Source organism: Pseudarthrobacter sp. lyk4-40-TYG-27, assembly GCF_030209295.1.
Lineage (GTDB): Bacteria > Actinomycetota > Actinomycetes > Actinomycetales > Micrococcaceae > Arthrobacter.
Window position 1 is genome coordinate 1 of sequence record NZ_JARVSH010000011.1, and the last position, 22969, is coordinate 22969.

Here is a 22969-nt window from a genome sequence, read left to right on the forward strand (position 1 = left end):
CATGCTGGATGTCAACGGCATCCGCCACGTCTTGGGCTTTCACCGCCGCCAGCTGCGCTTCCAACCGTGCCACCACCTCCAGCCGCCCCAGACATGACTCATACCGCCGCTGCAACACATCCACGTCATCACCAGCGCCGGACGCGAAGGAACCATCCACCCGAACCAGCCCGCCCAGCGCAGCAACAGAGGCAGAAACACCCTCCATCACCACCGCCAGATCAGTACCGATTCCCATAAAGAAATCATCCAACCAGGGTCCGACATTTATGGAGGAGGCTTGTGGTTCAGCGCCCTTCCGCATAATTCAGCGATGCTCCCCGGGAACGCTTAAATGAATTCGGCCGCCATCGGGTGGTGACGCCGTTGTCACCACCCGATGGCGGCCGAAGCTTTTGGGCGCACGCTTATAAGGCCCTCTCCGGAACTAAGCCGGAGAGCGCGAGGGATGGTCAGATGGTGACGGCCCCGTTGGCGGTTTCAAATGTGACGGACAGAATGCCGGGAGTGCCGTGCGGCGCTACCCACTCGACCACAACGTCTTCAAGCGGCTTCTCCACCGGCTCGCCCAGCCACTCGGTCACCCGCGACGCGGAGCCGGCAATGGTCAGGCAGCTCATCTTGAGGTTGCTCTCGTAGGCATTGGAGGGGTGCAGGGACGGGTCGCCTTCCCATTTGAGCATGTAGGGGACCTGGGGGTCTGCAATAAGGCCCAGGATGCCTATCTGCTTCCACACGAGTTCGCGGCCATCCGGGAACTTGCGGTTGCCGTTTACGGCAGCTCGGCCCAGGCGTTCCTCGAACGGGGCAAGGTCGTCCACTTCGACGCACCAGCCCATCCAGCCGCCGCCCGCAGCGGAACGGGCACGAACTGCCTGTCCGAACGGTGCTTTGTCCGAAGCCGGGTGGTCCAGGACCTCCACAACTTCGAGGTATTTGTGCCCGGCGAGGGGGATGATCATATTCCGGGTGCCGAACCGGGGGTGGACCCCGCCCTTCACTGCCTCAACGCCGAGGGCAGTTGAAATACGTTCGGTAGTGGCCGCGAGGCCATCGTGTTCACAGGCGTAAGAGACGTGATCCATGCGCATGGCAACATCTTGGCACTTTGTGATCGGGCTCTCAGCTAAGGGTACCCTTACTGGAATCGTGGCTGTTCGGACCGTCCCCGCCCGTCAGCTGCCACCCTCGCGGGCCCCACGGCCCGCACACAGCGGCAAGACCATGTTCGTCACAATGCTGTCCCGGCCGGAGTGATGTTCCTACACTGGGCGCAGGTCATGAGTGCCAGCGTTAAGCCCCGGCTCGCTGGCCGGCAACCCTCCATCCGCGGTGGGGTGCCCCGGGTGAGGACCAGGCTGTCCGGCAATTGCCGGAAGCAAGCGCGGCCCGTGGTGCTCCCAGCATGCCGGGCCCATGTCATAGGAGACTGAGATGTCCAACGGATGGTCCTTCGAAACCCGCCAGATCCATGCAGGCCAGGAGCCTGACAGCGCCACCGGGGCCCGCGCCCTTCCCATCTACCAGACCACGTCATTCGTGTTCCCGAGCGCCGAGAGCGCAGCCAACCGTTTTGCGCTGGCCGAACTGGCGCCGATCTACACCCGCATCGGCAACCCCACCCAGGACGCGGTGGAGCAGCGGATCGCCAGCCTCGAAGGTGGCCTGGCCGCTTTGCTGCTGAGCTCGGGGCAGGCCGCGGAGACCTTCGCCGTCCTGAATATCGCCGAGGCCGGGGACCACATCGTGGCCAGCCCCAGCCTGTACGGCGGCACCTACAACCTGTTCGCCCACACCCTGAAGAAGTTCGGCATCGCGGTCACCTTCGTGGAAGATCCGGACAACCTGGATCAGTGGCGGAATGCCGTTCAGCCCAACACCAAACTGTTCTTTGGCGAGGTGGTATCCAACCCGCGCCAGGACGTCTTGGACATCGAAGGCATCTCCCAGGTGGCCCACGACGCCGGCGTTCCCCTGATCGTGGACAACACCCTGTCCACTCCCTACCTGATCCGGCCGCTGGAGTGGGGTGCGGACATCGTGATCCACTCCGCCACCAAGTACCTGGGCGGTCATGGCTCGGCGATTGCCGGCGTCATCGTCGACTCCGGCAAGTTCGATTTCGGCAAGGACCCCGACCGGTTCCCCGGTTTCAACACCCCGGATCCCACCTACAACGGGCTGGTCTACGCCCGGGACCTTGGCGAGGGCGGCGCACTGGGCGCCAACCTTTCCTACATCCTCAAAGCCCGTGTCCAGTTGCTGCGCGACCTTGGCTCGGCGGTTTCGCCCTTCAACGCCTTCCTGATTTCGCAGGGCCTGGAAACGCTGAGCCTGCGGGTGGAACGGCACGTTTCCAACGCCACGGAGGTGGCGCGCTGGCTGGAGGGAAGGGACGACGTCGAATCGGTCGCCTACGCGGGGCTGCCGTCCAGCCCCTGGTACGAACGGGGCCGCAAGTACGGGCCCAAGGGGACCGGCGCCGTCGTCGCTTTCAACCTGGCCGGGGGCGCGGAGGCGGGCAAGCGCTTCGTCGACGCCCTGGAACTGCACTCGCACGTCGCCAACATCGGCGACGTCCGTTCGCTTGTCATCCATCCGGCGTCGACCACCCACAGCCAGCTCTCGCCCGAGCAGCAGGTGGTGGCCGGCGTCAATCCGGGGCTGGTCCGCTTGTCGGTTGGCTTGGAGCACATCGACGACATCCTGGCCGACCTGGAGGCCGGTTTCCGCGCGGCCAAGGGCGGCGCCGACGCCTGACCGCCGGCACGCCGGGGCGCTGCCGGCCGGCAGCGCCGGGAAGTCACAACCAGTCACACTCTTGGCCTGGACCGGGGGGTGTTTCGTACACTCGAACCAGGTCATGAGTGCCAGTGACAGCCCCGGCTTGCTGGCCGGCAACCCTCCTTCCGCGGTGGGGTGCCCCGGGTGAAGACCTGGCCTGCCGGTCAAATGACGGCAGGCAAGCGCGTAGAAGAGGTCTTGCCATGACGGTTACCGTCGCCCGTAACACCATTCCCGAACACGGAGTTGTCCGCTACGCCTCCATCGGAGGACTCGAGCTCGAGGGCGGCGGCTACCTGCCGGATGTCACCCTGGCGTACGAGACCTGGGGCACGCTGAACGCGGACGGCAGCAACGCCATCCTGATCGAGCACGCCCTGACGGGCAGCACCCACGTGACCCGGGGCGACACCGACGAAGAGGGCTGGTGGGAACAGCTGGCCGGTCCTGGGGCGCCCGTCGATACGGACAGGTTCTTCGTGGTGTCCGTCAACATTGTGGGCGGCTGCTACGGGTCCACGGGCCCGTCGTCGGCCGCCCCCGACGGAGCACCCTGGGGCTCACGCTTCCCCCTGGTCACCCTGCGGGACAGTACTGTTGCCGAGGCCCGGCTGGCGGACCAGCTGGGCATCGGGAGCTGGTACGCCGTCCTTGGCGGTTCCATGGGGGGTGCCCGCGCCCTGGAGTGGGCGGTGACCTACCCTGGCCGGGTGCAGCGCTGCGCCGTCATCTCGGTCGGCGCTGCCAGCACGGCTGAACAGATCGCTTTCGCCCAGGCCCAGACCTTGGCCATCCGCCAGGATCCGAACTTCAACGGCGGCGACTACTACGGCGGACCGTGTCCGGAAGACGGACTGGCCCTGGCACGGCGGATCGCCCACATCACGTACCGGTCCGCCGCGGAACTGGAAGGGCGCTTCGGCCGGGAACCCCAGGCCCCCGAGTCGCCCCTGCACGGCGGACTGCTGGCAAACCGCGGACGCTACCAGGTGGAAAGCTATCTGGACCACCAGGGCAGGAAGCTCGTCCGCCGGTTCGACGCCAACAGCTATATCGCCCTCACCGAGGCGTTGATGAGCCACGATGTCTGCCGTGGCCGCGGGCCGCTGGCCGAGACCCTGGCCTCCGCCACCGCCCGGTTCTTCGTTGCCGCCGTGGACTCCGACCGGCTCTACTTCCCGTCCCAGTCCCGCGAATTGGCCCAGGCCCTGCCGGGTGAGGTTGACGTGCATATGATCTCGGCACCGATAGGCCATGACGGCTTCCTGACCGAGATCGGACAGCTGGGGAACCAGCTCCGGACGACGTTCCTGGCCTAGCTGCGCCCGTCCCGGCAGCGGCCGGCTGCTGCCCTGCGGTGCTTCCGGTGCACGCTGCCGGTGGACGCCGCGGTGCCACAGTGCTGCAGGCCCGGGGTGGAAGTACGGCATGATCGTGTCATGAAAGCCGCCGTCCTGTATTCGACCGTTCCCGCCGCCGGACAGGCACCAGGAAAACCCGCCTACGCTGACGCGAAGCCCCTGATCCTGCAGGAACTGGACCAACCGCAGCCGCGCGCCGGTGAGCTTGGGGTTGCCATCACCTATTCGAGCCTGTGCCATTCGGACCTGTCCGTGGTGGACGGCTCCAGGGTCCGGCCGCTTCCGATGGCATTGGGCCACGAGGCGGTGGGGCGGGTGGTGTCCGTGGGCGACGGGGTAGCCGATGTGTCCGTGGGAGACCACGTGGTGCTCGTTTTCGTGCCCAGTTGCGGCCACTGCCGGGCCTGCCGGGCCGGGAGGCCCGCGCTTTGCCACCGCGCTGCAGAGGTCAACGGCTCCGGTGACCTGTCGCATGGGCCGGCCTTGCTGCGCACGCCGGCGGGGGAGCGCATCAACCACCATTTGGGCGTCTCGGCGTTTGCGGATTACGCCGTGGTGGCGCGGGAGTCGGTGGTGGTGATTGACGACGACGTCCCGGACACCGTCGCGGCGATGTTTGGTTGCGCCGTGCTCACCGGAATGGGGGCCGTGCTCAATACGGCAGGCGTCAGCCCGGGGCAGTCCGTGGCTGTCTTCGGCATCGGCGCAGTAGGCTTATCGGCCGTCATGGCGGCCCGCCTCGCCGGGGCCGCCGGAGTGATTGCCATCGATCCGAATCCGGGCAAGCACCCCTTGGCCCTGGACGCCGGTGCCACGGCGGTGGGAACGCCTGCGGATGCGCCCCGTCTTGTTGCCGAGGCTGCCGGTGACGGGGTGGATGTGGCCGTCGAAGCAGTCGGCTCGGCCGGCGTGATAGCAACTTGCCTGGATCTGGTGACGCGGGGTGGCGCGGTTGTCTCGGTGGGACTGCCCCATCCGTCAGCTGAACTGGCCGTTCCCGCACTGCAGTTCGCAGGAGCCGGCAAACGGCTCCTCGGCTCCTACATGGGCGACGCGGTTCCCCGCCGAGACATCCCGGCGTACCTTGGCTACTGGCGGGAAGGCAGGCTTCCGGTGGAACTTCTGCACACCGATACCCGGCCGCTGGCCGAAATCAATGAAGGCCTGGATGCGCTGGCGTCCGGGCAAGTGGTCAGGCGGCTCTTCCGGGCTTGAGGCGTTGCTCCGGGCTTGAGGCGTGGCGGCGGCTGGGGCTCAGCCGTTCATGATGTCGCTGCGGCGCTTCATGTAGTCCTCCATGGACATTTCGCCGTTGCTGTACTGCTGGTCCAGTTCTGCGAGCTTCCGGGCACGGAATCCCTGGGGCGCTCCCGGCGGGGGAACGGCCGGGCCTGGAGGCGGGCCGGCCGGCGTGTGGCCGGTACCCTGCTGCTGGCCGGGGAACTGCTGGCCCAGACCCTGCTGGCCCGGGAACTGCTGGCCCGGGAACTGCTGGCCCGGGAACTGCTGGAACGGCGGTTCCTGGGGCGCGCCGTAGCGGGGGTCCGGCATGGGGGGCTGCCCGTACTGGTAGGGCTGTGGCTGTGATTCACCGGCCGGGGTGGGCTGGCGGAAGCCGCCGGAGTAGTAGTCCTGCTGGGTGTAGCCGTCGCGGGGCTGGTTGCTCTGCGGCCCCGCGGACCCGGGAAACCGGCCGGACCCGGGGAACCCGCCCGGCCCGTACTGTCCCGGAAACTGGCCAGGGTACTGGCCCGGCAAGCCTTGGTCCCGGTCCCGCCGTGCCATGGACCGCCGGTACATCCGCATGGCCATGGGGACAACGAAGGACAGGATGATGATCCACAAAAACAAGCTGCTCACGGTGCCGCGCCTCTCAAAGGTTGTCCCTCCAGCGTAACCCCGTGCGGTCCTACCGGCGGCTGGGTTCCGAGGTTCCCAGCGGACCCTCGCCGGACCCCAACGGAACGCCCGGGCCAAAGACGGGACCCGGCGTCGGCCGTTTCGCCGTGACGCCGTCACCGGAGGACTGGTGCCGGAGCCGGCGCAGGACCCAGGGCACGAAGTATTCGCGCGCCCACACCAAGTCCCCGGTCCTTGCCTCGCGCCAGGTCCGGGGCGGCAGATCCTTGGGCTGGAGGGGTTCCAGCGAATGTTCAACGTTAAGCGAGTCCAGCACCATGGCCGCGATGGTGTGGTGCCCCAACGGGGAGAAGTGCAGCCTGTCCTGGTCCCACATCTGCGGATCGCTCAGTTGCCGGAGGGACCACATGTCGGCGATGACGGCGTCGTGCCGGGCCGCGACAGTCCGCAGGTTCTCGTTATAAATGGCCACCTTGCTCCGGATCCTGCCCAGGACCGAGGAGCCGGTGTCCGGACCGTTGAACAGGACCACGGTGGCTCCGCCCATGGACAGGATCTGGACCACGGAATCGAGCTTTTCGGCCAGCGCGTCGGGGTCGCCGCCCGGGCGGATGAGGTCGTTGCCCCCGGCTGACAAGGTGACCAGGTCCGGCTTCAGGGCCAGGGCCGGGGCCAGCTGCTGGTCCACGATCTGCTGCAGGAGCCGGCCCCTGACGGCGAGGTTGGCGTAGGCGAAGTCCGGCTTGGTGCGGCCCAGTTCTTCGGCCACCCGGTCGGCCCAGCCGCGGTGCCCTCCGGGGCTTGCGGGCTCGGGGTCGCCGATGCCCTCGGTAAAGGAATCGCCCATCGCCACGTACCGGCTCCAGGGGTGGGAACCGGGGTGCACGGACGGGGTCTGGATGGCACTTGCGTCAGTCACTGTCCTATCCTGCCTTCCGCTTCAATGGCTACGCCAACGTAGGTTGTTACTTTCGGGTAACTGTAAGAATGGAAACCATGACTGACGCCGAAGTATTTCCCGCTCCCGTTGTCCTGTGGTCCCACCCCGAAGACCAGCGTGCCGGCAAACCGCTGCTGGTGCTGCTCCATGGCTACGGCGCCAACGAACAGGACCTGTTCAGCCTTGCCGGGATGCTTCCGGGGGACTTTGCGGTGGCATCCGTCCGGGCGCCGATCGCCATGGGCCCGGGCTTCACCTGGTTCCCGCTGACGGCGTCCATCGACTACTCCCTGGACCGGGTCAAGGCGGCGTCGGCCTACGTCCAGGAATGGATCGACACCATCAGGGAAGGCCACCCCTCTGTTTCCCTGCTGGGCTTCTCCATGGGCATGGCCATGGCCACCACCCTCCTGCGGCAGCGTCCCACGGACTTCGCCGCCGTCGTCGGGCTCTCGGGCTTCGTGGTGGACGCCGCCGGCGACCCCACCTTCAAGGATGCCGAACTGGACGGAACCATCCCCATGTTCTGGGGCCGGGACCAGCAGGACCCGGTGATCACCCAGGACAAGATCGAGTTCACCATGGGGTGGGTGCGCAAGCACGTCAAGCTCACCAAGGTGCTCTACACGGGCATGTGGCACGGCATCAACCAGCAGGAGATCGGCCACGTGGGGGAGTTCCTCACCCACGAGGTGCTCAACAAGTAGGCGTCCGACGACGGCGCCGCGGCCGTGGCGGTCAGCCCGCCTCCGGCGCGACCACCTTCACGGTGTGCCCGTTCACGGTGACGGTGTCGCCGTGGTGCAGCTGGCGGCCGCGGCGGTCGTCGATTTCGCCGTTGACTTTCACCAGCCCGTTCTTGATGAGCTCCGTTGCCTCCACGCCGTCCTCCACGAGGTTGGCAAGCTTCAACAGCTGGCCCAGCCGGATCATGCTGTCGCGGATGGGGACGTCGTCAATGGGGTTGCTCATACAGCAATAATGCCTGAACTAAGGTGGATCCAATGACCTCCCCTCCACGCCTGCCCGTCCTCGCAGGTCTGCCCCTGGCGGTGGGCGCCGGCCTGGCCATCCCCGTCCAAGGCCGCATCAACGGGGCCCTCGGCGCCCGCCTCAACGACGGAATCGCCGCTGCCGTGGTCAGTTTCAGCACCGGCCTGCTGGTGATGATCCTGATCTCGCTGGTCCTGCCGCGGGGCCGGGCCGGGCTGGCGGCCATCCTCCCGGCCGTCCGTACCCGGGCTTTTCCCCGCATCTACGTGCTGGCCGGCGCCATCGGGGCGCTGTTCGTCTTCGCCCAATCCTTTACCGTGGGCCTCCTCGGGGTGGCCCTCTTCACCGTCGCCACCGTCACCGGACAGACCGTGAGCGGGCTGCTGGTGGACCGGCTGGGGATCGGCCCGGCCGGGAAGAAGTCCGTCACGGGAATCCGCATCATCGGTTGCGTCCTGACCATCGCCGCCGTCGCCTGGGCAGTGTCGCCGCGGTTCGGCGGGGGAGGCGCCGGTACCGGCGCCGACCCGGCTGCGTTGCTCGTTCCGCTGCTCCTGCCGGTGGCCGCAGGCTTCCTGATGAGCTTCCAGCAGGCCATGAACGGCACCGCCACCGTCCACTACGGCACCCCCATCGCCGCCACCCTGGTCAACTTCGTGGCCGGCACCATCGTGCTGTGGGCGGCGTTCGCCGTGAAGCTCGCGGTGGCCGGGCCGGGCAATCCGTTGCCCGCCGACTGGTGGTACTACCTGGGCGGTCCCATGGGCTGCGTGTTCATCGGCCTGGGTGCCCTGCTGGTCCGCAGCCTCGGCGTCCTGGTCACCGGGCTCGGCATGATCGCGGGCCAACTCCTGGGGTCCCTGGCACTGGACCTGGTGCTGCCCGCGCCTGGCACCGTCGTCGCCCCTGCCACGGTCCTTGGGACCCTGCTCACCCTCGGCGCCATCATCCTGGCAACCTTGCCCTGGCCGCGGGGCGCGCTCCGGGGGCGCCGGCCGGTAGGCTAGTACACGCAGCTCTTGACGCATCTTCCCCCATCCGCCCACCCGGTGCCCGGTGTGCCCTGCACGCCGCAGCCGGGGTTTGCACACCGCGGACCGCACCCAGCGGCCCTGTAGAAATTGGAGTTACCCCATGGCAGCAAAATCCGTCCTCGACCAGGTCATTTCCCTCTCCAAGCGGAGGGGCTTCGTGTTCCAGGCCGGTGAGATCTACGGAGGTTCGCGTTCTGCCTGGGACTACGGCCCTTTGGGCGCTGAGCTGAAGGAAAACATCAAGCGCCAGTGGTGGCAGTCCATGGTCCGCGGCCGCGAGGACGTGGTGGGCCTTGACTCCTCCGTGATCCTGCCCCGCCAGGTGTGGGAGGCCTCCGGCCACGTCGAGGTCTTTTCCGACCCTCTGGTGGAATGCCTCTCCTGCCACAAGCGGTACCGCGCCGACCACCTCGAGGAAGAGTACGAGGAGAAGAAGGGCCGCCCGGCGGAAAATGGCCTGAAGGACATTGCCTGCGCCAACTGCGGCACCCGCGGCCAGTGGACTGAGCCGCAGGAATTCTCCGGCCTGCTCAAGACCTACCTCGGGCCGGTCGCCAGCGAGGAAGGCCTGCACTACCTGCGCCCCGAAACCGCCCAGGGCATCTTCGTGAACTTCAACAACGTCCTCACCACGTCGCGGAAGAAGCCGCCGTTCGGCATCGGCCAGATCGGCAAGTCCTTCCGCAACGAGATCACGCCCGGCAACTTCATCTTCCGCACGCGCGAGTTTGAGCAGATGGAAATGGAGTTCTTCGTCGAGCCCGGCACGGATGAAGAGTGGCACAAGTACTGGATGAACGAGCGCATGGCCTGGTACACCGGCCTGGGCATCCGCGACGAGAACCTGCGCTTCTTCGAGCACCCCAAGGAGAAGCTGAGCCACTACTCCAAGGGCACCACGGACATCGAGTACCGCTTCGGTTTCCAGGGCTCGGAGTGGGGCGAACTGGAAGGCATCGCCAACCGGACCGATTTTGACCTCTCCACCCACGCGAAGGCCTCCGGCACGGACCTGAGCTACTTCAACCAGGCCACCAACGAACGCTACACCCCCTACGTGATCGAGCCCGCGGCCGGCCTGACCCGTTCCTTCATGGCGTTCCTGGTGGACGCCTACACCGAGGACGAGGCCCCCAACGCCAAGGGCGGCGTGGACGTGCGCACCGTGCTGAAGCTTGACCCGCGCCTGGCCCCCGTCAAGGCCGCCGTGCTGCCGTTGAGCCGCAATGAGGACCTGTCACCGAAGGCGAAGGCACTTGGCGCCCAGCTGCGCAAGAACTGGAACATCGACTTTGACGACGCCGGTGCAATCGGCCGCCGGTACCGCCGCCAGGATGAGATCGGCACCCCGTTCTGCATCACCGTGGACTTCGATACCCTCGAGGACCAGGCCGTCACCATCCGCGAGCGGGACACCATGGGCCAGGAACGTGTTTCCCTGGACAAGGTGGAGGGTTACCTGGCCGCACGGCTGATCGGCGCCTGAGCATGGCCATCGAATACCGCCCATGGCGCGATGGTGACGACCTTGCGCTGCTGGAAATCTGGGGTGACCCGGACACCGGTGAGGCCCGCCAGTTCCGCGGCGCCCTGGCACTGTCCTCCAACGGCCGGGACGGCACGCCGTGGCGCCGCTGCATCGTGGCCGAGGACGTTATTGACGGCGTCGGCATCCCGGTAGCCGCCGGCGTCGTCTACGAGGCGTCCCTGCACCCGGAACGCCTCTGGACCTACATCGAGGTGGCCCGGGACCATCGCCGCGCCGGCATCGGCGCCAGCCTGCTGACCATGCTGCGCCGCGAAGCCGAAAACGCGCCGACGGGTGTCACCAGGCTGCGCGCCAAGGTGGAGCCCGGCACCGCCGGGGCCGCCTTCGCCGAAGCGTTCGGGCTGGAACCCATCCAGCGCTCGCGCCTGGTGGTCGTCGAGCCGGGCGCCCTCCGGCTGCCCGTCTTCCCGGCCAAGGACGGGGACGGTGCGGCCGGCGGCGAGAACGCAGGCTCCGACGTCGTCATGGACCTGGCCACCGGCTCGGTGGAGCTCACCGACGTGGTGGGACGCTACTACACCGCCATCCATGACTGGGATTCACCCGGGGTCCTCTCCGTGGGACAGGTGCAGAAACTGTTCCTGGACGAGCTCACCGGCGCGCACGGCGCCATCGTGCTGCGGGCCGAACCGGAATCGGCTTTCGGGGCCGGCGTGGCGCCGAGCAAGAAGGGCCGCATCCGGGCCTTCGCCGTCAGCTACGCGGCCCCCGCCGGGCCTGATGCCGCACCGGCCCACCTGCAAACCCCTGGTGCAGAGACAACGGGCGCCGACATACCGACGGACGTTTTCGTGGGACATGAGCCGGCATTGTCCGCCGCGGACGCTGCCGAGGCCGTGCGCGACATGCTCGCCCTCATCGCGTACCAGCACCCGGTGATGCTGGAACTGGACGACTCGATGACCGCGCTGCGCGCCGCCGTCGAACCCCTCCTGGAGTCCGGCAAGGCCCGCCTCGCCGCGGCGGAAACCCTGGTGGTCTCCGACTGACCGGGGCCGGCCGGCCAACCCGGCAGCCAAGGCAGCGCCAGGTTTTGGCGTGACCTTCACGGCAAGACCTGGCGCTTACTTCGTTTGGCGGGAACCACGACGCCGGCCCGCGGCGGCGTCTGCGGCGTCCAGGCGCTGCCGCTCGGCGTCCGAAGGAGCGCCGCCGCCCAAGTGCGCCGGCATCCACCACGCCCCGTGCTCCGGCTGCAGCGGAAAGCCTGCAATGCACCGGTCGATCCCGGCCTGGAGCGTGCCGCGCAGCGCCTCCGTGGCCTCCTCAACGTCAACGTCATGCGGAAAGACGATCGGCGCTCCCACTTCGAGGCGCACCGGTGCCCGCCAGCTGCGCCGAAGGGAAAATCCGTGGCCGCGGGTCATCACCCGGTGGGCACCCCAGACCGAAACCGGAATGACCGGGACCCCGGCTTCCGCAGCCATCCGCACGGCACCGGTCCTGCATTCGCGAACCGTGAAGCTGCGGCTCACCCCGGCCTCCGGGAAGACCGCGAGGTACTCGCCGGCCCGCAGCTTGGCCACCGCGGCATCGTAGGCGTCTGAACGGTCCGCATAGCCCACCACCACATGGCCGCTGGCGCTGATGGCGGGGCCGGCCAACCAGTGGTCTGCGGCGCCTTGATGGACGAGGAACCGCAGCTGGGCACGCGTATGCCGCCACAGGAGCAGCTCGACTACCGCGAAGTCCACGTAGCCGAAGTGCGTGATGGCGAAGACCGCTCCCTTTCCGGGGGACGCCCGGCGGGAAGGGCCGGTGGCCGGTTCCTTCGCGGGAAGGATTTCCAGGCCGGTCGCCTGGATGTCCAGCCGGAGGGCCCAGCGCAGGAACTGCCCGGTACGGACGATGACCCGGTAGAAGGTGTCGTTGGACGGGGGACGCCAAGGCATCGGGACCGCGCCTAGAGAGTGACGTGCACGGACGATTCCGGCAGCAGCTGCGAAAAAGAACGCGGCGGCCGGACAGGGGCGCCCGTGCTCTCCGCGAAGGACTTAATGACAAACCCGGAGGCCAGCGTCTGCCACACCCGGATCTTTCGGAGCATGAAGTGCCCCACACCCTTCAGGGACACATACTGCATGCTTGACGCTTCCGCGGTGGCGCGGCGGGCGAACGCCAGCGACTGCCGGGGGCTGGTCATGTGGTCCGTGGTTCCGTGCACGATCAGCACCTTCCGTCCGGCAACCCGGGCTGAAGGGGTCTCCGGGCTTAGCCATGGCGCAAGGGCCACCACGGCTTCAACCTGCGGATGGTCTGCGGCGCAGACGGCTGTCAGGCCGCCCATCGAGTGGCCCAGCAGGAAGATCGGTACGCCGGGGTGCTGTTCCTCGATCTGCCGTAGCGCCCACCGTGCGTCCTGCAGCGGGGTCATGTCCGGGCCATTCCAGCCGCGGACGCTGTTGCGCAGGGACCAGACCGCCAGCCCGTGTTTCCTTCCCATGCGGTGCAGGTCCCGGGCAAAGGGGACCATCCTGGCCGGGCTCAGGTGCCGGGCCTCCACGGGTGCGCGGCTGTGCGCCCTCCCGCCGTGCAGGACCAGGACCACTCCCTTGGTGGCACCGGATGCCGCAAGGACGCTCAGTACGGGACGGTGCTGGGGATCCGAAGGCGCGCGCCCGGCCTGTTCCCCGCCACTTTTTCCCGTCCCGCGGGTATCGGTTCCACGTGTCCCACCGTTGTCCATGCCTGGTTCCTCCCCATCCGATGGTCCATTTATAAACCCTATGGCGCCGCACGTAGAGTACAAGCCATGAGGTTGTACTGCTGATGGGCGCCGGTCACTCCCACACTTCCGAGAGCCATTCGGAGCCGACACCGCAAGCGATGGCTGCCCGCAGCAAGGCGAACCGCATCCTGGCCGCGGTCCTGATCCCGCTGGCGCTGCTGACCCTGGCCGGGATGGCCGCGCTGTGGCCCTCCGGCAGCAAGGAAGGAATCACCCTCGCCAACCCGTACTCCACGGCCCCCGGCGTGACATTCGATACGGGAACCATCCAAAGCGTGGTGGCCGAGAACTGCATGCAGGGGACCAGCCAGCAATCCAGCCAGCCGGGGGCCGGCCAGCAGTCCAGCCAGCAGGGGACGGGCCAGGATTCCACCGGACAGCCTCCCCGCCAGGGCTCGGACTGCACGTTCGCGTTCACGGAGCCGGATAAGGGCGGGAGCCCGGTCAAGGTGGTGATCAACCCGGATGTGGCCTCTTCGCACGGGGTCAAGCCCGGGGACCAGATCCGGTACCTGAACCTCTCGAAGGTCCAAGGGGCCACCGGGTCGCAGGGTTCGCCGGCCTACGTCTTTGTGGACTTCGTCCGCACCCTGCCGATTGTCCTGCTCGCCGTGCTCTATGCCGCGGTGGTCATCGCTGTCGCCCGGTGGCGCGGTCTCCGCGCCCTGGTCGGACTCGTGGGCGCCTATTTTGTCCTGGCCAACTTCCTGCTCCCGGGCCTGGTGGAGGGCAAGCCTCCGCTGCTCCTGACCCTGGTGGGCTCCACCGTGATCATGATCGGTGTGCTCTACTTTGCCCACGGATTCTCGGCGAGGACGTCCACGGCATTGTTGGGCACCATTTTCGGGCTCGGCATCACGGCGCTGTTGGCCGCCTGGGCCACGGACGCCGCCAACCTCGCCGGCGTCGGCAGCCATGACGCCGCCACCTTGGTGAACACCTCGGCGAACATCTCAATCTCCGGCGTGATCCTGTGCGGGCTCATCATTTCGGGACTCGGCGTCCTGAACGACGTCACCATCACCCAGTCCTCTGCCGTGTGGGAGCTCTACGAACTGGCGCCGGGCACCAGCGCCCGGAAACTCTTCACCTCCGCCATGCGGATCGGCCGAGACCACATCGCCTCCACCGTGTACACCATCGCCTTCGCCTACGCGGGGGCCGCGCTGCCCATCCTGATCATCGTCATGCTCTACGACCGGCCCCTGATGGATACCCTCACCAGTTCGGAACTGTCCGAGGAAGTCATCCGCACGCTGGTGGGCTCCATCGGCCTGGTCCTGGCCATCCCGGTCACCACCCTGATCGCCGTGCTCGTGGTCAAGGCCACCGGCATCAGGGCAGTTGAGGGCCATGCCGGGGTCGGGGCGCACGACGACGGCCACGTCCACGCCGGAGACGTGGCGGATACCGGGGCGCTCGCCGCAGCCGTGCTGGGGGAGCGCAGCCGGCGGGCCGGCGTCGAACCAGCTGCGGAAACCGCCACCCGCCGGGGCCGGAGGGCGGACCGCGGCTGACGGGGTGCGCGGCGACTTGCCTGCGGGGCGGGCCGGAAAGCCCCGCCGGAGAGGCCTGGTGCCACGGCGGAAACCTTCGATTTGCCCGGCTTTGCAACAATGGACAGGTGACTGTTGCAGCAACCCCTCCCGCCCCCAAGCTGGAACTCCCGCCCCTGAAGCTGGGACCCATCACCGTTGACACTCCGGTGGTCCTGGCCCCCATGGCCGGCATCACCAACTCCGCCTTCCGCAGGCTCTGCCGTGAATACGGCGGCGGCATGTACGTGGCGGAGATGGTCACCTCCCGCGCACTGGTGGAACGGACCCCTGAATCACTCCGCATCATTTCGCATGACGACGACGAGAAAGTCCGTTCCGTCCAGCTGTACGGTGTGGATCCGGGCACCGTCGGCGCCGCCGTGCGGATGCTCGTGGAGGAAGACCGGGCGGACCACATCGACCTCAACTTCGGCTGCCCGGTCCCCAAGGTGACCCGGCGCGGCGGCGGCTCGGCCTTGCCCTGGAAGATCGACCTCTTCACCGCGATCGTGCAGACCGCCGTCAAGGAAGCCGGCAAGGGTAACGTTCCGCTGACCATCAAGATGCGCAAGGGCATTGACGATGACCACCTGACGTACCTCGATGCCGGCCGCATCGCCCGCGACTCCGGGGTTGCCGCCGTCGCGCTGCACGGCCGCACGGCCGCCCAGTTCTACTCCGGCAAGGCGGACTGGTCCGCCATCGCGCGCCTCCGCGAGGCCCTGCCGGACATCCCGGTGCTGGGCAACGGCGATATCTGGTCAGCAGAGGACGCCGTCAGGATGGTCCGCGAAACCGGCGTGGACGGCGTGGTGGTGGGCCGCGGCTGCCAAGGGCGCCCGTGGCTGTTCGGCGACCTTCAGGCGGCATTCGAAGGCAGCGATGTCCGGCACCGGCCCAACCTGCGCCAGGTGGCCGAGGGTGTCTACCGGCACGCCGAACTGATGGTGGAGACTTTCGGTGACGAGGGCAAGGCGCTGCGTGAAATCCGGAAGCATATCGCCTGGTACTTCAAGGGCTACGTGGTGGGCGGTGAGCTGCGCACCAGGCTGGCCCTGGTCACCAGCCTTGAGGTGCTCCGGGATACCCTCGCGGAGTTGGACCTGGACTCGCCCTACCCCGGGGTTGACGCCGAGGGCCCGCGCGGACGTGCCGGCTCCCCGAAACGTCCTGCCCTGCCCAAGGACTGGCTCGATTCCCGCGCCCTGAACGCCGACCAGTCCCGGGACATCGCTGCTGCCGAGCTGGATGTCTCCGGTGGCTGAGGCTTCCCTGAGCACCCCGGTCGCCGGCACTCCGGCGTCCGGCACGCCTACCGCGGCGCTCGCCTTGCCCGGCTACGAGCTGCACGATTCCGCCCGCTGGGTGGAGGAACCGCCCAAGAACACGTACCGCTCCGATTTCGAGAGGGACCGCGCCCGGGTCCTGCACTCCTCGGCCCTGCGCCGGCTGGGCGCCAAAACCCAGGTGGTGGCCCCTGACACGGACGACTTCGTCCGCACCCGGCTCACGCACAGCCTGGAAGTGGCGCAGGTGGGCCGGGAACTCGGCCGGGCTTTGGGCTGCGACCCCGACGTGGTGGACACGGCCTGCTTGAGCCACGATCTCGGCCACCCGCCGTTCGGCCACAACGGCGAATCGGCGCTGAACGAGGTGGCGCACGCCATCGGCGGGTTCGAAGGCAACGCCCAGACGCTCCGCCTGCTCACCCGGCTCGAACCCAAAGTGCTCACGGCTGACGGCCGTCCGGCCGGGCTGAACCTCACCCGCGCAAGCCTCGATGCCGCGTCTAAATATCCGTGGTCTGCCCTGGAAGCCCCGGTGATCCACGGCCAGCGGACCAGCAAGTTCGGCGCCTACGAGGACGATCTCCCCATCTTCAACTGGATCCGCGAGGGTGCCCCGGAGCGCCGGTCCTGCCTGGAAGCCCAGGTGATGGACCTCGCGGACGACATTTCCTACTCGGTGCACGACGTGGAGGACGCGATTGTTGCCGGCCACTTCCAGTTGCGCTGGCTGGACAACCCGGACCACCGGGCCCGCGTGGTGGGGTACGCGAAGCAGTGGTACCTGCCGCACAACGATCCTGCGGCGATCGACGCCGCGCTGGCCCGGCTCGAGGCCACGGACGTGTGGGTGCGCGAGGCGGACGGCAGCCGCAAGTCGATGGCAGCCCTGAAGAACATGACCAGCCAGCTGATCGGCAGGTTCTGCCAGAGCGCCCTGGAAACCACCCGTGCTGTCTACGGCCCCGAAAACCTCACCCGGTACAGCGCCGAGCTCATGGTGCCGGATGAGACGGTGATGGAGATCGCGGTCATGAAGGGCCTCGCCACCACGTTCGTGATGACCACTGAACACCGGCAGCCCATCTACGAGCGCCAGCGCGAAGTGCTGCACGCCTTGGTCACTGCCCTGAGCGCCACGGGGGACAGGCACCTGGAACCGATGTTTGCCGCCGACTGGCGGGACGCTGCCGACGACGGGGCACGGCTCCGGGTGGTCATCGACCAGGTGGCGTCCCTGACGGATGGTTCGGCGCTTGCCATGTACGAGCGCCTGGTGGGGAGCCTGCCTTCGCTCTGGTAGCCCCGCGAGGCCGTGGCGGATCCTGCCAACACCCGACCGATCAAACAGCTTGCTCTAAGAGTTTCCACAGGAACGAGGGGCAAGATAGGGGAAAAGGCAGGCCGTTAAAGCACGGGAGCAGGTCATGAGTACTCGCAGCAGGGGCAAGCGCCTCGCCACCGGGATTACCGTGGCGGTGGGCGCGGGCAGCGTCGCCGTTGCGGGCGTCAGCGCGGCCGCCGTGTACGCCGCCACGCCTTCCGTCATCGCCAGGACCACTCCCGGGACGGACAACAGCACCCAAGGCACCACGCCGAAACCGAGCGGTTCCACCGGTTCGGGCAACGACGGTTACGGGAGCCGGCAGGACGGCACGCGCCGTTCCAAGAGCTACGGAAGCACCACGCCGGTCCAACCCGGCAACGGCGGCACGGTCCACGGCAGGTCTTCGGGATCCTGAAATGAACGGTCCTGACGCGCACGGTGCCCGCATGGGCCGGTCCGGCCCGGCCGGCAGTGCGGCGGCGGAAAGCGGTATGGCGGCCCAATCAACCTGGACAGTCTGGGAGCTTGAGGCCTCCGTTACCGTTACGGACGCCGGCGCCCTGGCTGGCGCGGAACGGATCGTCCGCGACGTGCTGGCCGCCGTCGACGCCGCCTGCAGCCGTTTCCGCAACGACTCGGAACTTGTGATCCTCCAACCCCGGATGGCGCAGGGCGTCACCGTCAGCCCGATGCTCCGGCTGCTCCTGCAACGGGCCCTGGACGCGGCGGCCATGACCGGCGGCGACGTCGACCCCACCCTCGGAGCGGACCTGGCCGCACTGGGCCACGGCCCGGACCAACAGGGTATGACGGGGCTCCGCAGCGTGCCGGTGCCGGCACTGGCGAACGGAGCGGCGCGAACTCCTGCGCCGCCGTCGGCCGCATCCCCTGGCATGCCCGCGACGCGGGCACCCGGATGGACCAGGCTCGGCCTCGACTCCACCACCCTGACCCTGCCTGCCGAACTCCGGCTTGACCTCGGTGCCACGGCCAAGGCGGTCGCGGCGGACCTCGCCGCCGCCGAAGTGCACCAGCGGCTCGGCTGCGGGGTCCTCGTAGGGCTCGGCGGAGACCTGGCCAGCGCAGGGCCCGGACCCCTCGTGGATGGCCAACCCGGCCAGTGGCAAATCCTGGTCCAGGACCTGCCCGCCGACCCCGCCCAGCACATCTCCCTCGCGTCCGGGTATGCCCTCGCCACGTCCAGCACGCAAAAGCGCCGCTGGACGAACCGGGGAACCGACGTCCACCACATCCTTGACCCGCGCTTCGGGCTCCCGGCCGAGCCCGTCTGGCGGTCCGTGACAGTGGCCGCACCAACGTGCCTGGATGCCAACGCCTGCAGCACGGCCGCCATTGTCCGCGGCCACGCCGCCGTGGACTGGTTCCGGGCCGAAAATATCGTGGCCCGGCTCGTGGACCGCCATGGCAGGATTGTCACCACTGGCGGCTGGCCCACCGATACCCAACGCCCCCGCGGCGCCGGGTCCAAGCCTGCAGAACCACCCCGCCAAGCAGCCGGCGCCGGCGCTGCGGGGGGTGGCCGCCATGGATGAGGCAATGTGGGCTTTCGGCCGGGTGAGCGGCTTCATCTCCCTTGCCCTGTTCACCGCGTCCGTGCTGCTGGGAATCCTCAACAGGTCCGGCCGTCCCCTGATGGTGCTGCCGCGGTTTTCCATCAGCCTCCTGCACCGGAACATCGCCCTGCTCGCCACCGTCTTCCTGGGGCTCCACGTGGGCTCCCTGCTGCTGGACTCCTTCGCCAAGCTGAAGCCGGTGGACGTCGTGGTGCCCTTCCTGGGCTCCTTCCAACCGTTCTGGCAGGGTTTGGGGACGGTGGCCCTTGACCTGGTCCTGGCCGTGGTTGTCACCGGGTTGCTGCGGCACCGGATCGGACAACGGACCTTCAAGGCGGTCCACTGGCTGACCTATGGCGTCTGGCCGGTGGCGATGGCGCACGCCCTCGGAAACGGTACCGACGTCTCGAGCGGCTGGTTCCTGCTGCTTGCCGCGGCGTCCGCCGTCGCCGTGGCCGCGGCGCTGTTGTGGCGGCTGTCACCGACATTTCTTGAAACCTCCGCTGCCAGGCAAGGAAACCACCCGTGAGCCACGCCGGAGACACCTCCCAGCCGGCGCCCCCGGATGCGGCACGGCAGGAACCGCGCCTCCTCGCGGCCGGCCCGGATGCCGGCTGGGACCAGCACCTGAATACCTTCGGCCCCCTGGACGCAGACGCGGCCGCACCGGGGCTGCTTGACGCGCTCGCGGCGTCGGGGCTGACCGGCCGGGGCGGGGCAGCGTTCGAAACCTGGCGCAAGGTGACCGCCACGGCGGAGTCCGGCCGCAAGGGCCTGTTTGCGGCCCGGCCGGTGGTGATCGCCAACGGCGCCGAGGGCGAACCACTCAGCTTCAAAGACCGGACCCTCCTTAGCCATGCACCGCACCTGGTCATCGACGGCCTGCTCACCCTGGCGGCTGCCTTGGGCGGCGCCGGCACCTACGTGTACGCGCCGGCAGCAGGCCTGCCCCGTGTCCGGCAGGCCCTCGCGGGGCGTCCCGGCACCAAGCGGGTCCGGGTGGTGGAGGCGCCGGAAACGTTCATCTCGGGCGAGTCGAGCGCGGTGGTCAACATGATTGCCACCGGAAATGCGGTGCCGGTTGACCAACGCCGGCGCCTGAGCGAATCGGGACTGAACGGCCGCCCCACGCTGGTGGTCAATGTCGAAACCCTGGCACAGGTTGCCCTGATCGCCCGCTACGGGGCGCAGTGGTTCCGCCAAGCGGGAACTGCGACGGATCCGGGAACCCGGCTCGTGTCAGTTTCCGGTCCGGCCCCGGTCCGCGACGTGGTGCTGGAGGTGCCGGGCGGGGTGGAACTGTCTGCCGTCCTCAAGGAAGCGGGGATGGACCCGGCTCCCTTGTCGGCCGTCCTGGTGGGCGGCTACCACGGCCGCTGGGTACGGCCTGCTGCCCATGTGCTCTCGCCGGTGGGGCCGGTGGGCGGGACGGTGCGCCCCGGAGCAGGCGTGATCCATGCGCTGGATCCGCACGCCTGCGGGATCGGGGCGACCGCCCGGATCCTCACCTACCTCGCCAATGAATCGGCAAGGCAATGCGGACCCTGCATGTTCGGCCTGCCGGCCATGGCGTCCGTCCTCAACCGGATCGCTGGCGGGGAACGCAACCCCCGCCTCGCCTCCGAACTGGACCGACTGGGACGGCTGGTGTCCGGCCGCGGCGCCTGCCGGCATCCTGAGGGGACCACTGGGCTGGTCAGCAGCGCCCTGGAGGTGTTCGCCGCGGACTTCCGTGCGCACCTCGCCGGTTACTGTGTTCCCCTGGGGGGAGTGGCGGCATGACGGCCATTCTGCACATCGACTGGACCAGCTGCGACGGCCGCGGCCTGTGCACAGAACTGCTTCCCGGCGTACTGGACCGTGATGACTGGGGATACCCCGTGGCACGCGGGAAGTCCGGCCGCGAACGGACGGACATTCCGCTGCGGGACGCGGACCGGGACGCCGCGCAGGAGGCCGTGTTCCTCTGCCCCAAGCTGGCCCTGAGCCTCCAGGAACGCATGGCGACGGCACGTGAAAGCCGTAAGCCGGGACGGTGACACTAAGATTGCTGTGTGGCTGGGCTGATTAAACGTGAAGATATCGACGAAGTACGCCAGCGCACGGACATCAAGGAAGTGGTTGACGGCTACGTCACGCTCAAAGGCGCCGGGCTGGGAACCTGGAAGGGCCTGTGCCCCTTCCACGACGAGCGTTCGCCGTCCTTCACCGTCCGCCCCCAGGTAGGCCGCTACCACTGCTTTGGCTGCGGCGAGGACGGTGACGTCATCGCCTTCGTCCAAAAGCAGGACCACAGCTCCTTCCACGAGGCGGTAGAAAAACTCGCCGCCCGGATCGGCTACGAGCTGCGCTACGAGGATGGCGGAAGCGGGCCCAACCGGGAGGAAGTGGGCCGGCGGCAGCGTTTGCTGGACGCCCACAAAATTGCCGACGAGTTCTTCCGCGCCCAGTTGCTCACGCCTGGTGCCGCCGAGGCCCGGAACTTCCTGCACGGACGGGGCTTTGACCGGGCGGCCGCCGAGCACTTCGGCTGCGGGTATGCCCCCCAAGGCTGGGATGCGTTGCTGAAGCACCTCCGGGGCCGCGGCTTCACCGACGCCGAGCTGAAGCTCACCGGCATGTTCTCGGAGGGCAACCGCGGCATCTACGACCGCTTCCGCGGCCGCCTCATCTGGCCCATCAAGGACATCGCCGGCGACACCATCGGCTTCGGCGCCCGCAAGCTCTACGAGGATGACCAGGGCCCCAAGTACCTCAACACCCCGGAAACCACGCTCTACAAGAAGTCCCAGGTCCTCTACGGAATCGACCTCGCCAAGCGCAGCATCGCCAAGGACCGCCAGCTGGTGGTGGTGGAGGGCTACACGGACGTGATGGCCTGCCACCTTGCAGGAATTACGACGGCGGTGGCCACCTGTGGAACGGCGTTCGGCACCGAGCACATCAAGATTGCCCGCCGGCTTCTGTCCGACGACGGCACCGGGGGAGAAGTGGTGTTCACGTTCGACGGGGACGCCGCGGGACAGAAAGCGGCCCTCCGCGCCTTCGAGGAAGACCAGCGCTTCACGGCCCAGACCTACGTGGCGGTGGAACCCACGGGCGCCGACCCCTGCGACCTCCGCCTGAGCAGGGGAGACGAAGCAGTGCACGCCCTCATCCAGTCCCGCCGGCCGCTGTTTGAATTCGCCATCCGCACCACCTTGAAGCAGTTCAACCTGGATACCGTTGAGGGCCGCGTACAGGGCCTGAAAGCCTCAGTGCCCGTGGTGGCCGCCATTCGTGACGCCTCCACCCGGACCGGCTACTGCCAGGCGCTGACCGGCTGGCTCGGGATGCCGGACCCCAACGAAGTCCTCCGCCTGGTCACGGCCGCCGTGAAGCGGGGGGACACCGGACGTCCGGCGGCCTCCGGCCACCCGCAGGCCGGCAAGGCCGCCCAGCCGGGCGCCGCCCAACCCGGCGGCCCCGGCGTTGCTGCCGGGCCGTCGTCGGGCGCGGTCCCTTCCTACCACCGGCCGGACCCCCGGGATCCCGTGGCCTCGATGGAACGCCAGGCCCTGGAGGTGGCACTCCAGCAGCCGTCCCTGCTGGCCGGCGCCGTTTGGGACCGCTTCGCAGACGCCCGGTTCGCCACGCCCGCCTTCCAGGCGGTCCACGACGCCATGCGCGCCACCGGTCCGGGGCAGGCGGCCGGTGATCCGGTGCGCTGGGTGGAACACGTGATGCACGAAGTGCCCGAACCCCTCCGGCAGCTGGTCTCGGAGCTGGCTGTGGTGCCGCTGCCTGCCCACACGGAGGAGGCCGTGCTGAAGTATTGCCGCGACATCCTGTCCCGCTTGTTCGAGCTGCAGATCACCCGGGTCAAGGCGGACAAGATGGGGCAGCTGCAACGGCTCGATCCGGCCGCGGATCCGGAAACCTACCAGCGGCTCAACCGTGAACTGATGATGCTGGAAATGGAACGCCGGGCCCTGCGCGCCGAGGCGTAGCCGGGC

At 68.3% G+C, this 22969-nt stretch carries 22 protein-coding genes, 1 pseudogene and 2 riboswitches; of the genes and pseudogenes, 16 read left to right on the forward strand and 7 right to left on the reverse strand.

All coding sequences use genetic code 11. The features are described 5' to 3' along the window. Positions 1-253: pseudogene (locus tag QRM96_RS18070) on the reverse strand (HNH endonuclease signature motif containing protein); the annotation flags it as partial. Between the two features lie 199 nt (positions 254-452). Then, the gene (locus QRM96_RS18075) at positions 453-1091 is read right to left on the reverse strand and encodes a VOC family protein (RefSeq protein WP_285320490.1); all 639 of its coding nucleotides are present in this window, start codon (positions 1089-1091) and stop codon (positions 453-455) included. Positions 1092-1276: 185 nt separating this feature from the next. Next, positions 1277-1391: riboswitch (SAM riboswitch) on the forward strand. 43 nt (positions 1392-1434) lie between these two features. Here QRM96_RS18075 and QRM96_RS18080 point away from each other — a divergent pair. The 3 genes from QRM96_RS18080 (at position 1435) to QRM96_RS18090 (ending at position 5360) form a co-directional block, all read left to right on the forward strand. Further along, positions 1435-2760, forward strand: a complete 1326-nt coding sequence (locus tag QRM96_RS18080; RefSeq protein WP_018763399.1) for a bifunctional o-acetylhomoserine/o-acetylserine sulfhydrylase — start codon at positions 1435-1437, stop codon at positions 2758-2760. 99 nt (positions 2761-2859) lie between these two features. After that, positions 2860-2975, forward strand: a riboswitch (SAM riboswitch). Positions 2976-2987: 12 nt separating this feature from the next. Further along, positions 2988-4103 carry a homoserine O-acetyltransferase MetX gene (metX, locus tag QRM96_RS18085; protein ID WP_285320491.1) on the forward strand — a complete coding sequence of 372 codons (1116 nt, stop codon included), beginning with the start codon at positions 2988-2990 and terminating at the stop codon, positions 4101-4103. 120 nt (positions 4104-4223) lie between these two features. Then, positions 4224-5360: an alcohol dehydrogenase catalytic domain-containing protein gene (locus tag QRM96_RS18090; RefSeq protein ID WP_285320492.1), complete on the forward strand. Its 1137-nt coding sequence runs from the start codon at positions 4224-4226 to the stop codon at positions 5358-5360. 39 nt (positions 5361-5399) lie between these two features. Here the strand turns inward: QRM96_RS18090 and QRM96_RS18095 are convergent, their stop codons facing one another. After that, complete coding sequence (locus QRM96_RS18095) at positions 5400-6005, reverse strand: hypothetical protein (RefSeq protein WP_285320493.1); 606 nt, start codon at positions 6003-6005, stop codon at positions 5400-5402. A 49-nt stretch (positions 6006-6054) separates the two neighbouring features. After that, positions 6055-6924 carry an SGNH/GDSL hydrolase family protein gene (locus tag QRM96_RS18100; RefSeq protein ID WP_018763402.1) on the reverse strand — a complete coding sequence of 290 codons (870 nt, stop codon included), beginning with the start codon at positions 6922-6924 and terminating at the stop codon, positions 6055-6057. A 77-nt stretch (positions 6925-7001) separates the two neighbouring features. Here QRM96_RS18100 and QRM96_RS18105 point away from each other — a divergent pair, with 77 nt between their 5' ends. Continuing rightward, positions 7002-7652: an alpha/beta hydrolase gene (locus QRM96_RS18105; RefSeq protein WP_018763403.1), complete on the forward strand. Its 651-nt coding sequence runs from the start codon at positions 7002-7004 to the stop codon at positions 7650-7652. 31 nt (positions 7653-7683) lie between these two features. Here the strand turns inward: QRM96_RS18105 and QRM96_RS18110 are convergent, their stop codons facing one another. After that, positions 7684-7917 (reverse strand): RNA-binding S4 domain-containing protein, encoded by a 234-nt coding sequence (locus QRM96_RS18110; RefSeq protein WP_018763404.1) that lies wholly within the window; start codon positions 7915-7917, stop codon positions 7684-7686. A gap of 32 nt (positions 7918-7949) precedes the next feature. On the opposite strand from QRM96_RS18110, the gene QRM96_RS18115 reads away from it, so the two are divergent. From QRM96_RS18115 to QRM96_RS18125, 3 genes are all read left to right on the forward strand, one after another. Beyond that, positions 7950-8945, forward strand: coding sequence for a DMT family transporter (locus QRM96_RS18115; protein WP_285320494.1), 996 nt, complete (start codon positions 7950-7952; stop codon positions 8943-8945). 127 nt (positions 8946-9072) lie between these two features. After that, complete coding sequence (locus tag QRM96_RS18120; protein WP_018763406.1) at positions 9073-10458, forward strand: glycine--tRNA ligase; 1386 nt, start codon at positions 9073-9075, stop codon at positions 10456-10458. Positions 10459-10460: 2 nt separating this feature from the next. Continuing rightward, positions 10461-11510, forward strand: coding sequence for a GNAT family N-acetyltransferase (locus QRM96_RS18125; protein WP_285320495.1), 1050 nt, complete (start codon positions 10461-10463; stop codon positions 11508-11510). 75 nt (positions 11511-11585) lie between these two features. On the opposite strand, the gene QRM96_RS18130 is transcribed toward QRM96_RS18125, so the two are convergent. Together QRM96_RS18130 and QRM96_RS18135 are read right to left on the reverse strand one after the other, a co-directional pair. Then, entirely contained in the window at positions 11586-12413 is an 828-nt protein-coding gene (locus tag QRM96_RS18130; RefSeq protein ID WP_285320496.1) for a lysophospholipid acyltransferase family protein, read from the reverse strand. A gap of 11 nt (positions 12414-12424) precedes the next feature. Beyond that, a complete protein-coding gene (locus tag QRM96_RS18135; RefSeq protein WP_133832634.1) occupies positions 12425-13207 on the reverse strand; it encodes an alpha/beta hydrolase in 783 nt (260 codons plus the stop codon). Between the two features lie 140 nt (positions 13208-13347). Between QRM96_RS18135 and QRM96_RS18140 the strand changes: the two genes are divergently transcribed. The 9 genes from QRM96_RS18140 (at position 13348) to dnaG (ending at position 22963) form a co-directional block, all read left to right on the forward strand. Continuing rightward, a complete protein-coding gene (locus tag QRM96_RS18140) occupies positions 13348-14766 on the forward strand; it encodes a YibE/F family protein (RefSeq protein WP_285320497.1) in 1419 nt (472 codons plus the stop codon). A 107-nt stretch (positions 14767-14873) separates the two neighbouring features. Next, positions 14874-16052, forward strand: a complete 1179-nt coding sequence (dusB, locus tag QRM96_RS18145; RefSeq protein WP_285320498.1) for a tRNA dihydrouridine synthase DusB — start codon at positions 14874-14876, stop codon at positions 16050-16052. After that, positions 16036-17376: a deoxyguanosinetriphosphate triphosphohydrolase gene (locus tag QRM96_RS18150; protein WP_442852944.1), complete on the forward strand. Its 1341-nt coding sequence runs from the start codon at positions 16036-16038 to the stop codon at positions 17374-17376. Before dusB ends, QRM96_RS18150 begins: the two co-directional genes overlap by 17 nt. Before the next feature lie 124 nt (positions 17377-17500). Beyond that, positions 17501-17815 (forward strand): hypothetical protein, encoded by a 315-nt coding sequence (locus tag QRM96_RS18155; protein ID WP_285320499.1) that lies wholly within the window; start codon positions 17501-17503, stop codon positions 17813-17815. 1 nt (position 17816) lies between these two features. Beyond that, entirely contained in the window at positions 17817-18953 is a 1137-nt protein-coding gene (locus QRM96_RS18160; RefSeq protein ID WP_285320500.1) for an FAD:protein FMN transferase, read from the forward strand. Next, positions 18946-19503: a ferric reductase-like transmembrane domain-containing protein gene (locus tag QRM96_RS18165; RefSeq protein ID WP_285320501.1), complete on the forward strand. Its 558-nt coding sequence runs from the start codon at positions 18946-18948 to the stop codon at positions 19501-19503. The genes QRM96_RS18160 and QRM96_RS18165 overlap by 8 nt, the downstream gene beginning before the upstream one ends. Beyond that, positions 19500-20756: an NADH-ubiquinone oxidoreductase-F iron-sulfur binding region domain-containing protein gene (locus QRM96_RS18170; RefSeq protein ID WP_285320502.1), complete on the forward strand. Its 1257-nt coding sequence runs from the start codon at positions 19500-19502 to the stop codon at positions 20754-20756. Before QRM96_RS18165 ends, QRM96_RS18170 begins: the two co-directional genes overlap by 4 nt. Beyond that, entirely contained in the window at positions 20753-21013 is a 261-nt protein-coding gene (locus tag QRM96_RS18175) for a ferredoxin (protein WP_285320503.1), read from the forward strand. Before QRM96_RS18170 ends, QRM96_RS18175 begins: the two co-directional genes overlap by 4 nt. A 15-nt stretch (positions 21014-21028) precedes the next feature. Next, the gene (gene dnaG, locus QRM96_RS18180; protein ID WP_285320504.1) at positions 21029-22963 is read left to right on the forward strand and encodes a DNA primase; all 1935 of its coding nucleotides are present in this window, start codon (positions 21029-21031) and stop codon (positions 22961-22963) included. The last annotated feature ends 6 nt before the right edge of the window (positions 22964-22969 follow it).

Coding starts and splice junctions, on each gene's coding strand:
- QRM96_RS18075 (WP_285320490.1), bottom strand. CDS start 1,091: ATGCGCATGGATCACGTCTCTTACGCCTGTGAACACGATGGCCTCGCG.
- QRM96_RS18080 (WP_018763399.1), top strand. CDS start 1,435: ATGTCCAACGGATGGTCCTTCGAAACCCGCCAGATCCATGCAGGCCAG.
- metX (WP_285320491.1), top strand. CDS start 2,988: ATGACGGTTACCGTCGCCCGTAACACCATTCCCGAACACGGAGTTGTC.
- QRM96_RS18090 (WP_285320492.1), top strand. CDS start 4,224: ATGAAAGCCGCCGTCCTGTATTCGACCGTTCCCGCCGCCGGACAGGCA.
- QRM96_RS18105 (WP_018763403.1), top strand. CDS start 7,002: ATGACTGACGCCGAAGTATTTCCCGCTCCCGTTGTCCTGTGGTCCCAC.
- QRM96_RS18110 (WP_018763404.1), bottom strand. CDS start 7,917: ATGAGCAACCCCATTGACGACGTCCCCATCCGCGACAGCATGATCCGG.
- QRM96_RS18115 (WP_285320494.1), top strand. CDS start 7,950: ATGACCTCCCCTCCACGCCTGCCCGTCCTCGCAGGTCTGCCCCTGGCG.
- QRM96_RS18120 (WP_018763406.1), top strand. CDS start 9,073: ATGGCAGCAAAATCCGTCCTCGACCAGGTCATTTCCCTCTCCAAGCGG.
- QRM96_RS18125 (WP_285320495.1), top strand. CDS start 10,461: ATGGCCATCGAATACCGCCCATGGCGCGATGGTGACGACCTTGCGCTG.
- QRM96_RS18130 (WP_285320496.1), bottom strand. CDS start 12,413: ATGCCTTGGCGTCCCCCGTCCAACGACACCTTCTACCGGGTCATCGTC.
- QRM96_RS18135 (WP_133832634.1), bottom strand. CDS start 13,207: ATGGACAACGGTGGGACACGTGGAACCGATACCCGCGGGACGGGAAAA.
- QRM96_RS18140 (WP_285320497.1), top strand. CDS start 13,348: ATGGCTGCCCGCAGCAAGGCGAACCGCATCCTGGCCGCGGTCCTGATC.
- QRM96_RS18150 (WP_442852944.1), top strand. CDS start 16,036: ATGTCTCCGGTGGCTGAGGCTTCCCTGAGCACCCCGGTCGCCGGCACT.
- QRM96_RS18155 (WP_285320499.1), top strand. CDS start 17,501: ATGAGTACTCGCAGCAGGGGCAAGCGCCTCGCCACCGGGATTACCGTG.
- QRM96_RS18160 (WP_285320500.1), top strand. CDS start 17,817: ATGAACGGTCCTGACGCGCACGGTGCCCGCATGGGCCGGTCCGGCCCG.
- QRM96_RS18165 (WP_285320501.1), top strand. CDS start 18,946: ATGGATGAGGCAATGTGGGCTTTCGGCCGGGTGAGCGGCTTCATCTCC.
- QRM96_RS18175 (WP_285320503.1), top strand. CDS start 20,753: ATGACGGCCATTCTGCACATCGACTGGACCAGCTGCGACGGCCGCGGC.